Source organism: Dactylosporangium sp. NPDC051087, assembly GCF_055586325.1.
On record NZ_JBVJIJ010000002.1, the window covers coordinates 303,049 to 321,958 of the forward strand.

General features: G+C 71.7%; 21 protein-coding genes. 17 read left to right on the forward strand and 4 right to left on the reverse strand.

Going from position 1 to position 18,910, the window contains the following annotated elements; translation table 11 throughout:
- The first annotated feature begins 12 nt into the window (after positions 1-12).
- From ACZ6TV_RS04855 to ACZ6TV_RS04895, 9 genes are all read left to right on the forward strand, one after another.
- Positions 13-951: a phosphotransferase gene (locus ACZ6TV_RS04855; protein WP_465295430.1), complete on the forward strand. Its 939-nt coding sequence runs from the start codon at positions 13-15 to the stop codon at positions 949-951.
- A gap of 17 nt (positions 952-968) precedes the next feature.
- Positions 969-2,507, forward strand: coding sequence for an amino acid permease (locus tag ACZ6TV_RS04860; RefSeq protein WP_465295432.1), 1,539 nt, complete (start codon positions 969-971; stop codon positions 2,505-2,507).
- Between the two features lie 78 nt (positions 2,508-2,585).
- Positions 2,586-3,323, forward strand: coding sequence for a FadR/GntR family transcriptional regulator (locus ACZ6TV_RS04865; RefSeq protein ID WP_465295434.1), 738 nt, complete (start codon positions 2,586-2,588; stop codon positions 3,321-3,323).
- A 36-nt stretch (positions 3,324-3,359) separates the two neighbouring features.
- Entirely contained in the window at positions 3,360-4,691 is a 1,332-nt protein-coding gene (locus tag ACZ6TV_RS04870; protein WP_465295436.1) for a glutamine synthetase family protein, read from the forward strand.
- A gap of 5 nt (positions 4,692-4,696) precedes the next feature.
- Entirely contained in the window at positions 4,697-6,046 is a 1,350-nt protein-coding gene (locus ACZ6TV_RS04875; protein ID WP_465295438.1) for an aldehyde dehydrogenase family protein, read from the forward strand.
- Positions 6,047-6,814: a 3-oxoacyl-ACP reductase gene (locus ACZ6TV_RS04880; RefSeq protein WP_465295440.1), complete on the forward strand. Its 768-nt coding sequence runs from the start codon at positions 6,047-6,049 to the stop codon at positions 6,812-6,814.
- Positions 6,811-7,497, forward strand: a complete 687-nt coding sequence (locus tag ACZ6TV_RS04885; protein ID WP_465295442.1) for a gamma-glutamyl-gamma-aminobutyrate hydrolase family protein — start codon at positions 6,811-6,813, stop codon at positions 7,495-7,497. Before ACZ6TV_RS04880 ends, ACZ6TV_RS04885 begins: the two co-directional genes overlap by 4 nt.
- A 9-nt stretch (positions 7,498-7,506) precedes the next feature.
- Entirely contained in the window at positions 7,507-8,400 is an 894-nt protein-coding gene (locus tag ACZ6TV_RS04890) for an LLM class flavin-dependent oxidoreductase (protein ID WP_465295444.1), read from the forward strand.
- Between the two features lie 4 nt (positions 8,401-8,404).
- On the forward strand, positions 8,405-9,121 hold the full coding sequence (locus tag ACZ6TV_RS04895) for a gamma-glutamyl-gamma-aminobutyrate hydrolase family protein (RefSeq protein ID WP_465295446.1): 717 nt from the start codon (positions 8,405-8,407) through the stop codon (positions 9,119-9,121).
- Positions 9,122-9,125: 4 nt separating this feature from the next.
- Here the strand turns inward: ACZ6TV_RS04895 and ACZ6TV_RS04900 are convergent, their stop codons facing one another.
- The gene (locus ACZ6TV_RS04900) at positions 9,126-9,323 is read right to left on the reverse strand and encodes a hypothetical protein (protein ID WP_465295448.1); all 198 of its coding nucleotides are present in this window, start codon (positions 9,321-9,323) and stop codon (positions 9,126-9,128) included.
- A gap of 52 nt (positions 9,324-9,375) precedes the next feature.
- Between ACZ6TV_RS04900 and map the strand changes: the two genes are divergently transcribed.
- Positions 9,376-10,233 (forward strand): type I methionyl aminopeptidase, encoded by an 858-nt coding sequence (gene map / locus ACZ6TV_RS04905; RefSeq protein WP_465295450.1) that lies wholly within the window; start codon positions 9,376-9,378, stop codon positions 10,231-10,233.
- A gap of 205 nt (positions 10,234-10,438) precedes the next feature.
- Complete coding sequence (locus ACZ6TV_RS04910) at positions 10,439-11,137, forward strand: VIT1/CCC1 transporter family protein (protein WP_465295452.1); 699 nt, start codon at positions 10,439-10,441, stop codon at positions 11,135-11,137.
- Between the two features lie 228 nt (positions 11,138-11,365).
- Here ACZ6TV_RS04910 and ACZ6TV_RS04915 read toward each other — a convergent pair whose 3' ends face one another.
- The 3 genes from ACZ6TV_RS04915 to ACZ6TV_RS04925 are packed head-to-tail and all read right to left on the reverse strand — an operon-like array spanning position 11,366 to position 12,726.
- Entirely contained in the window at positions 11,366-11,830 is a 465-nt protein-coding gene (locus tag ACZ6TV_RS04915; RefSeq protein WP_465295454.1) for a nitroreductase/quinone reductase family protein, read from the reverse strand.
- A complete protein-coding gene (locus ACZ6TV_RS04920; protein ID WP_465295456.1) occupies positions 11,831-12,262 on the reverse strand; it encodes a ferritin-like domain-containing protein in 432 nt (143 codons plus the stop codon). It abuts the gene before it with no gap.
- On the reverse strand, positions 12,259-12,726 hold the full coding sequence (locus tag ACZ6TV_RS04925) for a hypothetical protein (RefSeq protein ID WP_465295458.1): 468 nt from the start codon (positions 12,724-12,726) through the stop codon (positions 12,259-12,261). Before ACZ6TV_RS04925 ends, ACZ6TV_RS04920 begins: the two co-directional genes overlap by 4 nt.
- Positions 12,727-12,912: 186 nt before the next feature.
- On the opposite strand from ACZ6TV_RS04925, the gene rimP reads away from it, so the two are divergent.
- The 6 genes from rimP (at position 12,913) to ACZ6TV_RS04955 (ending at position 18,848) form a co-directional block, all read left to right on the forward strand.
- The gene (rimP, locus tag ACZ6TV_RS04930; protein WP_465295460.1) at positions 12,913-13,515 is read left to right on the forward strand and encodes a ribosome maturation factor RimP; all 603 of its coding nucleotides are present in this window, start codon (positions 12,913-12,915) and stop codon (positions 13,513-13,515) included.
- Entirely contained in the window at positions 13,512-14,558 is a 1,047-nt protein-coding gene (nusA, locus tag ACZ6TV_RS04935) for a transcription termination factor NusA (protein WP_465295462.1), read from the forward strand. Before rimP ends, nusA begins: the two co-directional genes overlap by 4 nt.
- Complete coding sequence (locus ACZ6TV_RS04940; RefSeq protein WP_465295464.1) at positions 14,453-14,860, forward strand: YlxR family protein; 408 nt, start codon at positions 14,453-14,455, stop codon at positions 14,858-14,860. The genes nusA and ACZ6TV_RS04940 overlap by 106 nt, the downstream gene beginning before the upstream one ends.
- A 159-nt stretch (positions 14,861-15,019) precedes the next feature.
- Positions 15,020-18,073 (forward strand): translation initiation factor IF-2, encoded by a 3,054-nt coding sequence (gene infB / locus ACZ6TV_RS04945; protein WP_465295466.1) that lies wholly within the window; start codon positions 15,020-15,022, stop codon positions 18,071-18,073.
- Between the two features lie 83 nt (positions 18,074-18,156).
- The gene (locus ACZ6TV_RS04950) at positions 18,157-18,540 is read left to right on the forward strand and encodes a hypothetical protein (RefSeq protein ID WP_465295468.1); all 384 of its coding nucleotides are present in this window, start codon (positions 18,157-18,159) and stop codon (positions 18,538-18,540) included.
- A gap of 11 nt (positions 18,541-18,551) precedes the next feature.
- Complete coding sequence (locus ACZ6TV_RS04955) at positions 18,552-18,848, forward strand: DUF503 domain-containing protein (RefSeq protein ID WP_465295470.1); 297 nt, start codon at positions 18,552-18,554, stop codon at positions 18,846-18,848.
- Positions 18,849-18,910 lie beyond the last annotated feature (62 nt).

Consider the following 18,910-nt stretch of genomic DNA (forward strand, 5'->3'; position numbering starts at 1 on the left):
GGGCCGGGTGCCATGACTGCGGTGCCGTCCATCGCGGACCTGCTGGAGCGGGTCCCGTCGTGGATGGGCCGCGCGGTCGAATGGCAGCGGCTGCAGGGCGGGCTGTCCCATCACATCTACCGGGTCGACGTCGACCGCGTCCCCTACGTCCTGCGCGTGCTCGAGCCGGCGGTGTCCGACGCCGGCCTCGGTGTGCCGCCGGAGCAGGAGATCGCCAACACCGTCCTCGCCGCGCGGACCGTCGGCGCGCAGGTCTACGAGGTACTGCCGGACGTGCCGGCGGTCGTCATCGAATACCTCCCGGGACGGACCCTCAGCGCCGCCGAGGTGCGCCGGCCGGAGGTCATCCCGTCCATCGCGACCGCCTGCCGGCAGCTGCACGCCGGGCCGGCGTTCGGCAACGACTTCGACATCTTCGCCAAGCGCGCCGAGCTCCTCGACGTCTGTGCGCGGCACGACCTGCCGCTGCCCGACGGATACCTGGACCGCTCGCCGGCGGTGGACGCCATCCGGGACGCCCTCGCCGCTGACCCGCTGCCGAGCGTGCCGTGCCACAACGACCTGCTCGCGGAGAACTTCATCGCGACCAGCGGCGGCGTCCGGATCATCGACTACCAACTGTCCGGCAACAACGACCCCGCATTCGAGCTCGGCGACATCGCCGCGGAGGCCGACTACGACCCGGATCTGGTCGGCCTGCTGGCAGGGGAGTACTTCGCCGAGGCCGACGAGACCCTCCGCGCGAGGGTCCGGCTGTTTCAAGTCGCGTCCAACGTCACCTGGACGCTGTGGTTCACCGTCCACCATGGGCTGATCGCGGGCGCGGAGAAAGCCTTCGATTATGCGGCCGAGGCGGCAGAGAAGTGGGGCCAGGCCAAGGATGCCTTGGACGACGACCCCGGCCTCGGCAGGCTCCTGGCGGCGGTCAACGGAAGGACCCCCCACCCCTGATCACCTAGGAGGTGCCCATGGCATCGCCCGTCGACGCCGACGAGCAACGGCTCGCCGAACTGGGCTACAAGCAGGAGCTGCGCCGCAAGTGGAGCGGCTTCTCCAACTTCGCCATCTCGTTCTCCATCATCTCCATCCTCGCCGGCTGCTTCACCACGTTCGGCCAGGCGTGGATGAACGGCGGTCCGGTCGCCATCTCCTGGGGCTGGCCGCTCATCTCGATCTTCATCCTGATCATCGGCTTCTGCATGTCGGAGCTGGTGTCGGCGTACCCGACGGCCGGCGGCATCTACTGGTGGGCCGCGAAGATGGGCAAGCCGATCCACGGCTGGTTCACCGGCTGGCTCAACCTGGTCGGCCTGGTCGCGGTCACCGCGTCCGTCGACTACGGCTGCGCCACGTTCATGAGCCTGGTGCTCGACGCGTACACGTCATGGGACAGCGGCAACCTGTACCTGACGTTCCTGCTGTTCGTGATCATCCTGGCGCTGCACGCGGCGATCAACATCTGGGGTCACAACATCATCGACGTGCTGCAGAACGTCTCGGTGTGGTGGCACGTGTTCGGCGCGGCCGCGGTGGTGCTGATCCTGGTGTTCGTGCCGGAGAAGCACCAGAGCCTGGAGTTCGTCTTCACGGAGCGCTTCAACAACTCCGGGTACTCCGACGCGCTGTACTGGTTCCTGGTCCTGCCGTTCGGCTTCCTGCTCACCCAGTACACGATCACCGGCTTCGACGCGTGCGCGCACGTGTCGGAGGAGACGAAGGGCGCGTCCACGGCCGCCGCGAGGGGCCTGTGGCAGTCCATCTTCTACTCGGCGATCGGCGGCTGGATCCTGCTGCTGGCGTTCCTGTTCGCGGCGACCGACGTCGAGGCGATCACCGCGGCCGGCGGCTTCTCCGGCGCGATCTTCGAAACCTCGCTGAGCTCCGGCTTCTTCAAGGCGGTCATCCTCATCTCCACCATCGGGCAGTTCTTCTGCGGCATGAGCTGCGTGACGAGCATGTCCCGGATGACGTACGCGTTCAGTCGTGACCGGGCCGTGCCGGGCTGGCGGCTGTGGTCCAAGGTGGACCGCAACGGCACCCCGGTCAACGCGATCCTCGGCGCCTCGGTGGCCGGGCTCGTGCTCACCCTGCCCGCGCTGTACAAGAGCCCGCTCGGCGTGCCCACCGCGTTCTACGCCGTGGTCTCGGTCGCGGTCATCGGCCTGTACCTGGCCTTCCTGATCCCGATCTACCTGCGGCTGCGGATGGGTGACCGGTTCGTGCCCGGGCCGTGGACGCTCGGCAGCAAGTACAAGGTGCTGGGCTGGATCGCGGTCATCGAGATCGCGATCATCTCGGTCTACTTCGTGCTGCCGCTGTCGCCGGCCGCGATCCCCGGCAACGCCGACTTCTCCTGGCTCAACGTCAACTACGCGCCGCTGGCGATCCTGCTGGTCATCGGCGGTGCGGCGCTGTGGTGGACGCTGTCGGCGAAGCACTGGTTCAAGGGTCCGATCCGCACCATCGACGAGGCGATCGCGGAGGACACCGCCGCGACCATCGACTAGGTGCCGGCTAGGGAATGATGTGGTCGCAGGCGGTGCGCGAACGCCGCCTGCGACCGCGAGCGAGGAGGGTGGATGCCGGTGGCCACCGAACCCCTGTCGGGTGTGCCGATGTGGCGGCCGGTCCGGGGCGGCAACGCCTTCGAGATCACCGTGGCGAGGCTGGCCCAGGCGATCCGGCTGGGTCTCGTCCCGGTCGGCGAACGCCTTCCCCCGGAGCGCGAGCTGGCCGAGCGTCTCCAGGTCAGCCGGGTGACGCTGCGGGAGGCCATCGCCGCCCTGCGGGAGGCCGGTTTCCTCGAGTCGCGGCGCGGCCGCTCCGGCGGCACGTTCGTGGTGCGCTCGACCGGCGACCCGCACGCCGACGCCGCCGAGCAGGACGCCACCGCGCTCGCCCGCCAGATGGGCGACGCGCTGCACGACGCGCTGGACTTCCGGCGGGTCCTGGAGCCGGGCGCGGCCGCGCTCGCGGCGACCCGCGCGCTGTCCGCCGCGGACCGGGCGCACCTCGTCGCCTGCCTCGCCGCGGCCCGCACCCGCGACCCGAGGACCCGGCGGGTCAACGACTCCCGGCTGCACCTGGCGATCGCCTCGGCGAGCGGCTCCACCTCGGTGGCCGCCTCCATCGCCGACGTGCAACTGCGCCTGGACCGGCTGCTCGCCGCGATCCCGGTGCTGCGCCGCAACCTCGACCACTCCGACGCCCAGCACGAGCGGGTCGTCGAGGCGATCCTCGGCGGCGACCCGGTCGTCGCCCGCACCGAGATGGAAGAGCACTGCGACGCGACCGCCGCCCTGTTGCGCGGTCTGCTCGGTTGAGTTTATGGTTTCTTTCTAGACCTTTAGGGGTGGACGATGCTGACGATCGAGCAGCTGCGCATCGCCGTGGACGAGGGCGAGATCGACACCGTCGTCGTGGCGGTCACCGACATGCAGGGCCGGTTGCAGGGCAAGCGCTTCTACGCGCCGCACTTCCTCGCCGAGGTCGTCGCCCACGGCACCGAGGGCTGCAACTACCTGCTCGCGGTCGACGTGGACATGAACACCGTCGAGGGCTACGCGATGTCGTCCTGGTCCAGCGGCTACGGCGACTTCGCGATGATCCCCGACTTCGCCACCCTGCGGCGCATCCCCTGGCAGCCCGGCACCGCGCTCGTCCTGGCCGACCTGCGCTGGCTCGACGGCGAGTCGCCGGTCGCCGCGTCGCCCAGGCAGATCCTGCGGGCGCAGCTCGCCGGGCTGGCCGACGCGGGCTACACCGCCTACACCGGCACCGAGCTGGAGTTCGTCGCCTACCGGGACACCTACGAGGAGGCGTACGCCAAGGGGTACCGCGACCTCACCCCGGTCAACGTCTTCAACGCCGACTACTCGCTGCTGCAGACCGCCCGCGTCGAGCCGCTGCTGCGCCGCATCCGCAACGACATGGCCGGCGCCGGGCTCGTGCCGGAGAGCGCCAAGGGCGAGTGCAACCTCGGCCAGCACGAGATCGCGTTCCGCTACGACGAGGCGCTGCGCAACGCCGACGGGCACGTGCTGTACAAGAACGGCGCCAAGGAGATCGCGGCCCTGGAAGGCGTCTCCATCACCTTCATGGCCAAGCCCAACGCCCGCGAGGGCAACTCCTGCCACATCCATTTCTCCCTTCGCGGCACCGGAAGCGGGCAACGCGTCGAGGAGACCGTCTTCCACCACGCCATGGCCGGGCTGCTGGCCACGATGCGCGAGTTCACCCTCATGTACGCGCCGAACATCAACTCCTACAAGCGCTACCAGGCCGGCTCGTTCGCGCCGACCGCGGTGCGCTGGGGCAACGACAACCGCACCTGCGCCCTGCGGGTCGTCGGGCACGGCGCGTCGCTGCGGGTGGAGAACCGGGTGCCCGGCGCCGACGTGAACCCCTACCTGGCGATCGCCGCGATGACCGCCGGCGCGCTGCACGGCATCCGCAACGAGCTGCCCCTCGAGGACATCTACACCGGCAACGCCTACCAGGACGACAGCGCGCCGCGGGTGCCCTCGACGCTGCGCGAGGCGCTCACCCTCTGGGAGGGCAGCGACCTGGCCTGCGCCGCGTTCGGTGAGGACGTCGTCGCCCATTACGCCAACAACGCCCGGGTCGAGCTGGCAGCCTTCGAAGCGGCGGTCACCGACTGGGAGCTCCAGCGCGGCTTCGAAAGGCTGTAGGACACATGCATGACGTCATCTCGCCCGTGACCGAAGAGGTCGTCGCCACGGTGCCCGCCACCAGCCTGGAGGAGACCGACGCCGCGATCGGGCGGGCCCACCGGGCGTTCCAGGCCTGGCGGAGCGTCGCGCCCGGCGACCGGGCCCGGCTCCTGCGCCGCTTCGCGACCCTCGTCGACGAGCACAACGAGGAGCTCGCCCAGCTGGAGGTCCGCAACTGCGGGCACACGATCGGCAACGCCCGCTGGGAGGCCGGCAACGTCCGCGACGTGCTCAACTACTACGCCGGGGCGCCCGAGCGGCTCAGCGGCCGGCAGATCCCGGTCGCCGGCGGCATGGACGTCACGTTCTACGAACCCCTCGGCGTCGTCGGGGTGATCGTGCCGTGGAACTTCCCGATGCCGATCGCCGGCTGGGGCTTCGCGCCGGCGCTCGCCGCCGGCAACACGGTCGTGCTCAAGCCCGCCGAGCTCACCCCGCTGACCGCCATCCGGCTCGGCGAGCTCGCCCTGGAAGCGGGCCTGCCCGAGGACGTGTTCACCGTCCTGCCCGGCAAGGGCTCGGTCGTCGGCGAGCGGTTCGTCACCCACCCCCTGGTCCGCAAGGTCTGCTTCACCGGCTCCACCGAGGTCGGCAAGCGCATCATGGCCGGCTGCGCCGACCAGGTGAAACGGGTGACCCTGGAGCTCGGCGGCAAGAGCGCCAACATCGTCTTCGCCGACGCCGACCTGGAGAAGGCCGCCGCGTCAGCGCCCGGCTCGGTGTTCGACAACGCCGGCCAGGACTGCTGCGCCAGGTCCCGGCTGCTGATCCAGGCGTCGGTGTACGACAGGTTCATGGGCCTGCTGGAGGAGTCCGTCACGGCGTTCCGCTGCGAGGACCCCGCCCTGGAGACCGCGCAGATGGGTCCGCTCATCAGCAAGGCGCAGCTGACATCGGTGCGGTCCTACGTGGACCAGCCGCTCTTCGCCGGCAGCGCACCCGGCGGTCCCGGCTACTGGATGGCACCGACCGTGCTGGAGGCGCGGACCGCCCAGGACCGGCACTGGCGGGAGGAGATCTTCGGGCCCGTCCTGTCGGTGCTGCGCTTCGACGACGAGGCCGACGCGGTCCGCCTCGCCAACGACACCGAATACGGCCTGTCCGGCTCCATCTGGACCGGCGACCTCGGCCGCGGCATCCGCGTCGCCCGCGGCGTCGAGGCCGGCAACCTCAGCGTCAACTCCCACTCCTCGGTGCGCTACTGGACCCCGTTCGGCGGCGTGAAGCAGTCCGGCCTCGGCCGTGAGCTCGGCCCGGACGCGGTCGCCGCGTTCAGCGAAGTCAAGAACGTCTTCTTCAGCACGGAGGTCTAAGTGCAGGCTCGTCTCCAGGACCGGGTCGCGGTCATCACCGGCGCCGGCAGCGGCATCGGACTCGCCACGGCGCGCCGCTTCGCGGCCGAGGGCGCCAAGGTCGTCGCCGTGGACCTGAACCCCGACGCGGGCAAGGCCGCCGCCGACGAGGTGGGCGGGGAGTTCGTCGCCGCCGACGTGTCCGACGAGCAGGCCGTCAAGGCGCTGTTCGACGGGGTCGCCGAGCGGTACGGGCGGCTCGACATCGCGTTCAACAACGCCGGCATCTCCCCGCCGGACGACGACTCGATCCTCGACACCGGCCTCGAGGCCTGGGAGCGGGTCCTGAAGGTCAACACGACCAGCGTCTACTTCTGCTGCAAGTACGCCATCCCGCACATGCGCGCCGGGGGCAAGGGCTCCATCATCAACACCGCCAGCTTCGTCGCACTGCTGGGCGCGGCCACCTCGCAGATCGCCTACACCGCCAGCAAGGGCGCGGTGCTGTCGATGACCCGCGAGCTCGGCGTCCAGTTCGCCCGCGAGGGCATCCGGGTCAACGCGCTGTGCCCCGGCCCGATCGCCACCCCGCTGCTCATGGAGCTCTTCGCCAAGGACCCCGAGCGGGCCGCGCGGCGCCTCGTGCACGTGCCGATGGGCCGCTTCGGCGAGCCCGAGGAGATCGCCGGCGCGGTCGCGTTCCTCGCCAGCGACGACGCGTCGTTCATCACCGCCTCCACGTTCGTCGTCGACGGCGGCATCACCGGCGCCTACGTGACACCGCTGTGACCCCGCTCGTCGGCATCACCGCCTACGTGGAACCCGCCCGCTGGGGCGTGTGGGACACCAGGGCGGTGCTCATCCCGGAGGGCTACGCGCGGATGGTGCAGGCGGCCGGCGCCCGCCCGGTCGTCCTGCCCCCGGTGACCGGCGGCGCCGCCGACCTGGTCCGCCGCCTCGACGGTCTCGTCCTGGCCGGCGGCGCCGACATCGAGCCGGCGCACTACGGCGCGCCGGCGCACCCGGCGACGAAGACCCGGCCGGACCGCGACAGCGGCGAGCTGGCCGTGCTCACCGCCGCGCTGGACGCCGACCTGCCGGTGCTCGGCGTGTGCCGGGGCATGGAACTGCTCGCCGTCGCCTGCGGCGGCAAGCTCACCCAGCACCTGCCCGACGTCCTGGGCAACGAGCGGCACCAGCCGAGCCCCGGCGTCTACGGCGCGCACCCGGCCCGGTTCGCGCCCGGCTCCCTGGCCGCCGCGGTCTTCGGCGAGACGGCGGACGTCAACTCGTACCACCACCAGGCCGTCGACGACCCGGGCTCGCTGACCGTCACCGGCTGGGCCGACGACGACGTCATCGAAGCGGTCGAGGACCCGTCGCGCCGGTTCGTGCTCGGCGTCCAATGGCACCCGGAGGAGGCGTCCGACGTGCGTCCGTTCGCCGCGTTGGTACGGGCCGCCACCGGGTAGGTTGAGGGCATGCGCATCGGGTTCGGGCTGCCGGTATCGGGCTCGTGGGCCACGCCGGAGGTGCTCGCCGAGGTCGCCGTCGAGGCGGAGCGGTCCGGCTACGACTCCCTGTGGACCTTCCAGCGGCTCCTGGCGGCCGAGGCACCCGTCTATCGCAGCGTCCTCGACCCGATCGTGGCGCTGACCTTCGCGGCGGCGCGGACGAGCCGGATCCGGCTCGGCGTGGCGGTGATCAACCTGCCGTTCGTGTCGCCGGTGGTGCTCGCCAAGCAGGTCGCGACCCTCGACGTGCTCAGCGGCGGCCGGGTCGACCTCGGCCTCGGCGCCGGCTGGTCACCGGACGAGTTCGCCGCGACCGGCGCGTCCATGCAGCGGCGGGCGGCCCGCACCCGCGAATACGTCGCCGTGCTGCGCGCACTGTGGTCCGGGTCCACCGCGTTCGACGGGGAGTTCTACACGGTGCCGCAGGGCCGCATGGAGCCCCGGCCGGTCCAGCGTCCCGGGGTGCCGATCCTGCTCGGCGGCGCCGTCCCTGCCGCGATCCGCAGAGCGGGCGAGATCGGGGACGGCTGGGTCAGCCGCTCGGCGACCGATCTGTCCGACATTGCGTCGGACGTCGCGTCGGTACGAGCGGGAGCCGCGTCCTCGGGTCGCGCTTCGCCGAGGATCGTCTGCCGTGGTGTGCTCAAGCTCACGGACGCCGAGCTCGACGCCGAGGGCCGCCCGCCGCTCAGCGGCACCTACGAGCAGATCCGCGAAGGCACGGCCTGGCTGGGCACGCAGGGCGTCACCGAGGTCTTCTACGACCTCAACTGGGACCCGCTCAGCACCCTGCCGCGGGAGGCCGCCCGGGAACGGGCCCTCGAGATCCTCCACAACCTCGCCCCCGTGGGATTAAGTTGATGGCATGTCGCGACCGGTGATCGGACTGACCACCTACGCCGAGGAGACCCGCTTCGGGCTCAACGACACCTTCTCGGCCGTGCTTCCGCTGTCCTACGTGCACGCCGTGCACGCCTCGGGCGGCCGGGCGGTCCTCGTGACCCCCGACGACCCCGACATCGACGTCCTCGAGGGCCTCGACGGGATCATGTTCACCGGCGGCTCCGACGTGAACCCGGACCTGTACGGCGAGCCGCCCCACGCCACCACCAAGGTCAAGCCCGAGCGCGACGCCGCCGAGCTGCTGCTCATGCGCGCCGCCCTGGCACTCGACCTGCCGCTGCTCGGCATCTGTCGCGGGATGCAGCTCATGTGCGTCGCCTACGGCGGCCGCCTGCACCAGCACCTGCCCGACGTCCTCGGCCACAACGACCACCGTCCGGTCAGCGGCCCGAAGTTCGGCGAGCACCCCGTCGTCCTCACCGGCGGCACGACGGCAGCCAAGATCCTCGGCGACTCGGTGATGGTCAACTCGTTCCACCACCAGGGCTGCGCCGACCCCGGCACCCTCGTCCCGACCGGCTGGTGCCCCGACGACAACCTCATCGAGGTCGTCGAGGACCCCTCCAAGCACTTCGCCATCGGCGTCCAGTGGCACCCCGAGGACACCACCGACTTCCGGCTGTTCGCCGCCTTCGTGGAAGCCGCCCGCGCCCGCAGGACGGCGGGCTACCTGCCCTGACGCGCTACTCGCCGGTGGCGGCGGCCTCGTCCGAGGTGCGGTGGTCGATGCGCAGGTCAGGGGCGGACTCGCGGTAGTGCTCGCGGTCGTCGGAGTCCTGCAGGAGCGCCTCGGCCTGGGCCTTCGGGTCGTCGCTGCCGGCGGTCAGCTCCTCGGGCAGGAGATCCTCGGCGCGGCGGTTGACGCGTTCATCGTCGATCATGCACGGGGGTTACCCAGACCACGCCGTGTTGATGCGCGTTAGGCTTTTCCGCATGACCGTCCGCGCTCCGCTCGCTCCCGGCACGCAAACCCCCTGGCGTCAGGTCCCGGCCTCGATCGCGAGACCCGAGTACGTGGGCAAACGCGCGCCGAGCAAGCACCGCGGCTCCGACGTGCAGACGCCGGAGATCATCGAGCGGATGCGGGTCGCGAGCCGGCTCGCGGCGCAGGCGACCGTCCTGGCCGGCGAGCACGCGAAGCCGGGCGTGACGACCGACGAGATCGACCGGGTCGTGCACGAGTTCCTGTGCGACCACGGGGCCTATCCGTCGACGCTGGGCTACAAGGGCTTCCCGAAGTCGTGCTGCACGTCGCTCAACGAGGTGATCTGCCACGGCATCCCCGACTCGACGGTGATCGAGGACGGCGACATCCTCAACGTCGACGTGACGGCCTTCATCGGCGGGGTGCACGGCGACACCAACCAGACGTTCTGCGTCGGTGCCGTCGCCGAGGAGGACCGGCTGCTGGTCGAGCGGACCCGCGAGGCGATGATGCGCGGCATCCGCGCCGTCGCGCCGGGCCGCCCCCTCAACGCGATCGGCCGCGTCATCGAGGCGTATGCGAAGCGCTTCGGCTACGGGGTGGTGCGCGACTTCACCGGTCACGGCATCAACGAGGTGTTCCACACGGGGCTCTATGTCCCGCACTACGACAACCCGCGGCTCACCACGATCATGGAGCCGGGCATGACGTTCACGATCGAGCCGATGATCACGCACGGCACGCACGACTACACCATCTGGAAGGACGGCTGGACGGTCGTCACCAAGGACCGCAAGTGGACCGCCCAGTTCGAGCACACGATCGTGGTGACCGAGGACGGCTACGAGATCCTGACCCTGCCGTGACCGGTCCGGAGCGCAGCGGAGCGGCCGGGCACCATGGGTTCAGTCCGTTGGTCGCGACGGTGCCGGAGCGTAGCGGAGGCGGCGGCGTGACCGGTCCGGAGCGCAGCGGAGCGGCCGGGCACCATGGGTTCAGTCCGTTGGTCGCGACGGCGCCGGAGCGCAGCGGCGGCGGCGTGACCGGTCCGGAGCGCAGCGGAGCGGCGGCGTGACGCATCCGGCGTCCGAGGACGCGCACCATCACGCGGACGTGTCCGGGGGGTGGCTGCGGGCCGCGGTGTTCGGGGCCATGGACGGGCTCGTCACCAACATCGCGCTGATCGCGGGTGTCGGCGGCGGCGGGATCGCGCCGCGCACCATCGTGCTCACCGGCACGGCCGGGCTGGTCGCCGGGGCGATCTCGATGGGGCTGGGCGAGTTCACCAGCGTCCGCGCGCAGAACGAGCAGGTCGCCGCGGAGGTCGCGAAGGAGCGGCGGGAGCTGACCCATTTCCCCGAGGCGGAGGCCGCGGAGCTCGCCCGGGTGTGGGAGCGCCGCGGGCTGCCCGCCGACCTGGCGATGCAGGTCGCGGCGACGCTGGGGCAGGACATCGACGAGGCGGTCCGGGTCCACGCGCAGGAGGAGCTCGGCGTCGACCCCGACGACGCGCCCAGTCCGTGGGTCGCGGCCGGGTCGTCGTTCGTGTGTTTCTCGATCGGCGCGCTGGTGCCGTTGCTGCCGTATCTGCTGGGCGCCACCACGCTGTGGCCGGCCCTCGCGATGGGCGGGGCGGGGTTGTTCGTGGCCGGGGCGCTGATCGCGCGTTTCACCCGGCGGCGCTGGTGGGCCTCGGGCATCCGGCAGCTGCTGCTCGGGGCGGCGGCGGCCGGGGCCACCTATCTGGTCGGTCGGGTCATCGGGGTGTGAGTGACCTGGCCCGTCCGGGAAGGTGGTGGTCTTCCCGGACGGCAGGGCTCACGAGACGGTTGATGTTAACGACGCGGCTGCATCGTCGGACCGGCCCAAGCGGTGCGGCGCATGTCGGTCTCCTCTCGTTCGGACGCTCGTGGCGTGATGCAACGATCGTCGCGGAGCGGACACGTCCATGGGGTCCTGCGCCCTTGCGATGGCACGCTTTCGGGAGTACCGGAGGTTTCAGATCTCGCTGAGGCGGAATATCCGGATTTCTCGCCCCGCGGCCCGCTCCTGATAGGTGGTGTAGGCGGGCCAGCTCGCCGTCAGCAGCCGCAGCAGCCGCTCTCGTTCCTCATCCTGTACCAGCGCCGCGGTCGCCGGCACGTCCCGCTGTTTCCAGGTGATCGTGCAGCGCGGGTCGGCGAGCAGGTTGGCGGTCCACGCCGGGTGGTGCGCCTGGCCCCAGTTGGACCCGATGACGACGAAGTCCCCGCCGTCGCGGACGAACAGCAGCGGCTGCGACCGCGGCTGACCGGACTTCCGGCCGGTGGTGGTGAGCAGCAGCGTCGTGACGCCGGCGGCGTTGATGGGCACGATCCGCCCCTTCGAGCGGCGCTGCAGCCACCGGTCGAGGCCGACGATCCGGCGCGCCGCCGCGGCGAACCACGGCCGGTGCCCGAGCCGCTTCAGCAGCTTGCCGAACATCTAGACCTTCCCGGGGAACGCGCTGGTCAGCGGCGTCGTGCCGGCGACCTGGCGCAGGCCGGCGCCGCGCGCGGCGCAGTCGACGAGCGCGTCGAGGGCGAGCTTGCGCACCTCGCCGGCGGTGGGCGGCAGTGCCAGCCGCCACTGCGCGGCCGTGCGGTCCTCCACCTGGGCGAGCAGCTTCAGGGCCGACGCCCGGTCGGTGACGGGGAAGGGCAGCGCGTAGGCGGGTGCCGCGGGTGGGGGAGTGACCCCGGCGCCGGACAGCCGGACGACGAGCGCGTCGCGGCGGGTGCGGTGGGCGGCCTCGGCGTTGCGGGCCAGCCCGACGGTGCTGGCGTCGAGTTTCGCGCCGGCGATGCCGTAGGCGTAGATCGCGGCGTGCTCGGCCTGCAACGCCGCGACGAGCCGCTCGTCGGCCGGGGTCGTCATGTCAGGATCTCCACGTGTGCGGCGCGGCAGGCGGCGATCGAGCCGAGCAGGGCCGCGCGGTAGGACGGGGCGGCCAGGCAGGCGCCGGTCGCGTCCTCCTGGCCGGTCTTCTCCAGCCCGGCGAGCTCCTTGACGGCCGCCGCCTGGTCCTGCACGACCGGGCCCGCCGAGGTGCTCGCGGTGGGCATCGGGCCGTGCTCGTCGATGCCGATCTCGCGGGCGAGGGCGACGACGTGCGCGGCGTGGTCGTCCTTGAGCGGGCCGAGCCGGTCCTGCAGCGCCGGGAACGCGGTGAGCACCTCGGTGTAGCGGTCGCGCAGCGCGACCGTGCGGGTGAGCAGCGGCAGGAGCGCGTCGGGCGCGGGGTGCCAGGCGGCGGCCGACCGCTTCGGAATGTCGCAGGCGGTGAGGGTCGTCAGCGCGGCGGCGGCGCCGGCGGCGAGGACAGCTCTGCGGGAGGACACGCGCACAGTGAACACTATCCGGCCCATTTCTGGTGAACACGACCCACCGCGGCATTCGTGGTGGGAGCGCCGCCGGAACGCTTGAGGTCACGTCGCGTTACGCTCTGCGGGAGCCGCCCGTGCATGTCGTCGTGGGCGGCGTAAAGCCGTGCGCCCGTCTGGGCGGTGCAGAAAGAGGTGTCGATCATGGCTCAGCAGCGGGATCGCCGCACCGGCGGTTCGCGGGATGCTGGAGCCCGCGACGCCGGCGCGCACCGCGAGCGGCTGCGGAAGGTGGTCGAGCCCGTCGTGGTGGCCGCCGGCTACGACCTGGAGGAGCTCGACGTCAGCCGGGTCGGCCGGCGTCACCTGCTCCGGGTCGCGGTCGACAGCGACAAGGGCGTCGACCTCGACGCGGTCGCCGAGGTGTCGCGGGCGGTGTCGGCCGCGCTGGACGAGGCCGAGGCGGGTGGCGACGAGCTGATCGCCGGGGAGTACGAGCTGGAGGTCGGGTCCCGCGGGGTCGACCGGCCGCTCACCGAGCCGCGGCACTGGCGGCGCAACCGGACCCGCCTGGTGCTGGTCGAGGTCGCGGGCACGCCGGTCACCGGCCGGGTGACGACGGTGACGGAGACCGGGGTGACCCTGGACGTGGAGGGCAAGGCCCGCACCGTCGAGTTCGCCGACCTCGGCCCCGGCCGGGTGCAGGTGGAGATGAAGCGCCTCGCCGAGCTGCCCGAGGATCTCGGCGAGGACGGCGACGAGGACGAAGACGAAGACTTCGACGAGGAAGGGGAGGACGAGGCGTGAACATCGACCTGGCGGCGCTCCGCGCGCTGGAGCGTGAGCGGGAGATCCCGTTCGAGACCATCCTCGCGGCGATCGAGACCGCGCTGCTGACCGCGTACCGGCACACCGAGGGGGCCAACCCGCACGCCCGCGTCGAGATCGACCGCAGGACCGGGGCGGCGTCGGTGCTCGCGCAGGACCTCGACGAGGACGGCACCATCGTCCGGGAGTATGAGGACACCCCGCACGACTTCGGCCGGATCGCGGCGATGACCGCCAAGCAGGTCATCCTTCAGCGGCTGCGCGAGGCGACGGACGAGGCGCACTTCGGCGAGTACGTCGGCCGCGACGGCGACCTGGTCACCGGCGTGATCCAGGCGCACGACGCCAGGGCCGAGAAGGGCATCGTCTCGATCGACCTCGGCAAGATCGAGGGGCTGCTGCCGGCCGCCGAGCAGGTGCCGGGCGAGCGCTACGAGCACGGTCAGCGCATCAAGTGCATCGTCGTGCACGTGGTGAAGGGCTTCCGCGGGCCGCAGGTGACGCTGTCGCGATCCCACCCGAACCTGGTGAAGCGGCTCTTCGCCCTCGAGGTGCCGGAGATCGCCGACGGGACCGTCGAGATCGCCGCGATCGCGCGTGAGGCCGGTCATCGCACCAAGATCGCGGTGCGCACGACGGTCGCCGGGGTGAACGCGAAGGGTGCCTGCATCGGTCCGATGGGCCAGCGGGTCCGGGCCGTCATGAGCGAGCTGCACGGTGAGAAGATCGACATTATCGACTGGTCGGAGGATCCGGCACAGTTCGTCGGCAACGCGCTCTCGCCGGCGAAGGCGCTCAACGTGGAGGTCGTCGACGCGGGTGCCCGGGCCGCCCGGGTGACCGTCCCGGACTTCCAGCTTTCCCTGGCCATCGGCCGTGAGGGCCAGAACGCGCGGCTCGCCGCGAGGCTCACCGGGTGGCGTATCGACATCCGCCCGGACAACGCCGCCGACGGCGCCGGGGACGGCAACGTCGATCACGTCACGGGACCGGGCGCGGCACAAGCCGAAAGCGCAGGGTAGACTTCTTGTCGGTACGTCGCACGCCCCCGGTCCGCACCTGTGTCGGTTGCCGGAAGCGCGCGTCATCCTCCGAGTTACTGCGGTTCGTCGCGATCGAGTCCGGCCCTGACCAGTTCAAGGCTGTGCCTGATCCGGCCCGCAGACGGCCGGGTCGGGGAGCGCACCTGCATCCTGATCCGGCTTGCCTGGCGCTAGCGGAGCGTCGGCGAGCCTTCGGGCGAGCCTTACGTCTCGCCGGAGTCCTGGACACCGGTCCGCTGGCCGAAGCCGTCGCCCTGGCGGCGGCGGAGCAATCGCAGTGATCGGAACCGCCGATGGTGGGCGCGAGATGCCCCACCCGGACACGCAAGGTAGGACGACGGACATGAGCACACGATGAAGTCCCTGAGATGACCAGGCTTCAAGTGCACGAGTGAGGTCGGCGCGGACCTATGCCGCCCGGCCTCGAGGTGAGGAGTGTAGTGGCAGGCAAGGCCCGCGTACACGAGCTGGCAAAAGAGCTCGGGGTCGAGAGCAAGACCGTGCTCGCGAAGCTGCAGGAGCTTGGCGAGTACGTGAAGTCCGCATCCAGCACGGTCGAGGCGCCCGTGGCGCGCCGGCTGCGAGCGAGCTTCGAGTCCGGAGGGGCCGCACCGGCACCCTCGGCTTCTCCTGCGCCGGCATCGTCGGCTCCCTCGGCAGCGCCGGTGCCTTCGGCACCGCGTCCGGGCCCGGCAGTCCCGGCAGCCAAGCCCTTCGCGCCCCCGAAGCGGCCGCAGCCGCCCGCGGGCGGTGGCCCCGGAGGTGGGCGTCCGCCCGTCCCCGGCCCGCCGCGCCCGGCGCCCGTGGTCAAGCCGACGAGTGCGCACGACATCGAGGTGGCGGCCGCCGAGCAGCGTGCCGCCGCGCTGAAGGCGGACCAGGAAGCGGCCATGAAGGCCGCCAAGGAGGCCCGTCAGCGGGAGACCACCCGGCGTGAGAGCACGCCGCCGCCCAGCGGTGGCGCACCTTCGCCCGGCCCGCGTCCCGGTCCGGCCACCCCGGCGCCCCAGCCGGGTGCCGCGCCGACCCCGGGAGCTCCACGTCCAGGCCAGGGGCCCCGTCCCGGCGGCGCTCGCCCGCCGGCGCGTTCCCCGGGCAACAACCCGTTCGGTGTCTCCGGCGGCGCTCCGGCGCGGCCCGCCCCGGGCGGCAACATCCCGCGGCCGAACCCGGCCGCCATGCCTCCGCGGCCCAACCCGGCCTCGATGGGCGGCCCCCGGCCCAACCCGTCGCAGATGCCGAGCCAGCGTCCGGGTCGCCCGGCCGGTGGCCCCGGTGACCGTCCCGGTCGCCCGGGTGGCGGCGGCGGTGCCGGTGGCGGCTTCCGCCCCGGTGGCGGTGGCGGTCGTCCCGGCGGTCCCGGCGGTGGCGGTGGCGGTGGCTTCCGTCCCGGTGGCGGCGGTGGCGGCGGTGCCGGTGGCGGTTTCCGTCCCGGTGGCGGCGGCGGCGGTGGCGGTGCCGGTGGCGGTTTCCGTCCCGGTGGCGGTGGCGGCGCGCCCGGCGCGGGCGTCGGCGGTGCCGGTCGTCCCGGTGGCGGCGGTGCCGGTGGCCGTGGTCGTGGCGGCGGTGCCGCGGGTGCCTTCGGGCGTCCCGGTGGCCGGCCGACGCGTGGCCGCAAGTCCAAGAAGCAGCGCAGACAAGAGTTCGACAACCTGTCCGCGCCGACGATGGGCTCGGGCGCTCCCAGGGGTCAGGGTCAGTCGATCCGGCTCCCGCAGGGTGCCTCCCTGTCCGACTTCGCGGACCGGATCAACGCCAACCCGGGCTCGCTCGTCCAGGAGATGTTCAACCTGGGTGAGATGGTGACGGCGACCCAGTCGTGCACCAACGAGACGCTGCTGCTGCTCGGTGAGCACCTGGGCTTCAACGTCGAGATCGTCAGCCCCGAGGACGAGGACCGCGAGCTGCTCGCGCGCTTCGACATCGACATCGATGCCGACGTCGACGAGGAGCGCCTGGTCATCCGTCCGCCGGTCGTGACCGTCATGGGTCACGTCGACCACGGTAAGACGAAGCTGCTCGACGCGATCCGCTCCACCAACGTCGTGGCCGGCGAGGCCGGTGGCATCACCCAGCACATCGGTGCCTACCAGGTGCACGTGCCGCACGGCGAGGACGGCGAGGACCGCGCGATCACCTTCATCGACACCCCGGGTCACGAGGCGTTCACCGCCATGCGTGCCCGTGGTGCGCAGGCCACGGACATCGTGGTCCTGGTGGTCGCGGCCGACGACGGCGTCATGCCCCAGACGATCGAGGCGTTGAACCACGCCCAGGCGGCCGAGGTGCCGATCGTGGTCGCGGTCAACAAGATCGACAAGGAGAACGCCAACCCGGCCAAGGTGCGTCAGGAGCTGACGCAGTACGGCCTGGTCGCCGAGGAGTACGGCGGCGAGACCATGTTCGTCGACATCTCCGCGAAGAGCCGCATCAACATCGAGGGTCTCCTCGAGGCCGTGCTGCTGACCGCCGACGCCGCGCTCGACCTGCGCGCGCCGATCGACGGTCCGGCGCAGGGCATCGCGATCGAGTCGCACCTCGACCGTGGCCGTGGTCCCGTCGCCACCGTGCTGGTGGAGAAGGGCACGCTCAACGTCGGTGACTCGATCGTCGCCGGCCGTGCCTACGGGCGCGTCCGGGCGATGCTCGACGAGAACGGCACGCCCGTGCCGTCGGCCGGGCCGGCCCGTCCGGTCCTGGTGCTCGGTCTGACCTCGGTGCCCGGCGCCGGTGACACGTTCCTCGCCACCGACGACGACCGCACCGCACGCCAGATCGCCGAGCAGCGGCAGGCCCGCCGCCGCGCGGCCGAGATGGCCACGCGGACCGGCCGGGTCACGCTGGAGAACCTGTTCGACCAGCTCAAGGAGGGCGAGAAGACCACGCTCAACCTCATCCTCAAGGGTGACGGTTCGGGTTCGGTCGAGGCGCTCGAGGACGCACTGGTCAAGATCGTCGTCGCCGACGAGGTCCAGCTCCGGATCATCCACCGGGGCGTGGGCGCCGTCACGCAGGACGACGTCAACCTGGCGAGCGCGTCCGACGCGATCGTCATCGGGTTCAACGTGCGGGCCGAGGGTCGCATCCGCGAGCTGGCCGACCGCGAGGGCGTGGAGATCCGGTACTACACCGTCATCTACCAGGCCATCGAGGAGATCGAGACCGCGCTCAAGGGCATGCTCAAGCCCATCTACGAAGAGGTCGAGCTCGGCACGGCGGAGATCCGCGAGGTCTTCCGCTCGTCGCGCTTCGGCAACATCGCAGGCTGCATCGTCCGCACCGGGCTCATCCGGCGCAACAGCAAGGCGCGCCTGCTCCGCGACGGGGCTGTCATCTCCGACAACCTCACCATCGCGGGCCTGCGCCGCTTCAAGGACGACGCCACCGAGGTCCGCGAGGGCTTCGAGTGCGGTATCACGCTCGGCAACTTCAACGACATCCAGCTCGGTGACGTCATCGAGACCTGGGAGCTGCGGGAGAAGCCGCGCGGCTGACGCCGCCCAGCTGAGAGGGGCCGCCGCGGATTCCGCGGCGGCCCTTTCTTTGATATTGGATTCCGGCGTACCGTCGATGCGTCATGAACCTCGTCTGGTGGTCGATCGAGGTCCGCGACGGGGAGAACCCGGCGCGGCAGTGGCGCGACGCCTGGTCCAGGTCGCTGCTGGAGGCCGCCGTCACGCACGGCGCCCACGACTTCATCTGGCAGGCCGAGCCGTTCGGGGTCGTGCTGGAGCTCGGCTTCGCCGAGGACGACGACTGGGACCGCTTCCGGCAGCTGCCGGCGGTGGTCGCCGCGCTCGACGCCGTCGACCCGCGCACGCGATATGTCTATCCGGGCCGCGGCGGCGGCGCCGGCGCCGGGCTGCCGCGCCGCACCCCCCGCCCGATCGTCGAGGACGCCGCGCCGCTGCCGGTCGCGCCGCCCCCGTTATTGGTGGCCAGGCTCTCCCGGAGTCGTTAGGATCTTGGGCCGTGTATACCGGAACCGCGGTCTTCGACATGCTCCTGCCCGGTGATTCGCGCTCGCTGAAGGCCAAGCGGGCCTATGTGCGTCCCCTGGTGGCCTATCTGCGCAAGTTCGAGGTGTCCGTCGCCGAGGTGGGCGCCCTCGACCTGCACGGACGCGCCGAGCTCGGCGTCGCTGTGGTCGCCGCCGAGGCCGCGCACGTGCGCGAGGTCCTGGACACCATCGAGCGGGCGGTCGCCGGCCGGCCCGAGATCGAGTTGCTCTCCGTGCGCCGCCGGCTGCACGGTGACGATGACGAGTAAACCTGACTTCCGCAACCGGCCTCCAGGTCGCGGCGCGGGTACTGTCAGAGCGTTGGTCAGAT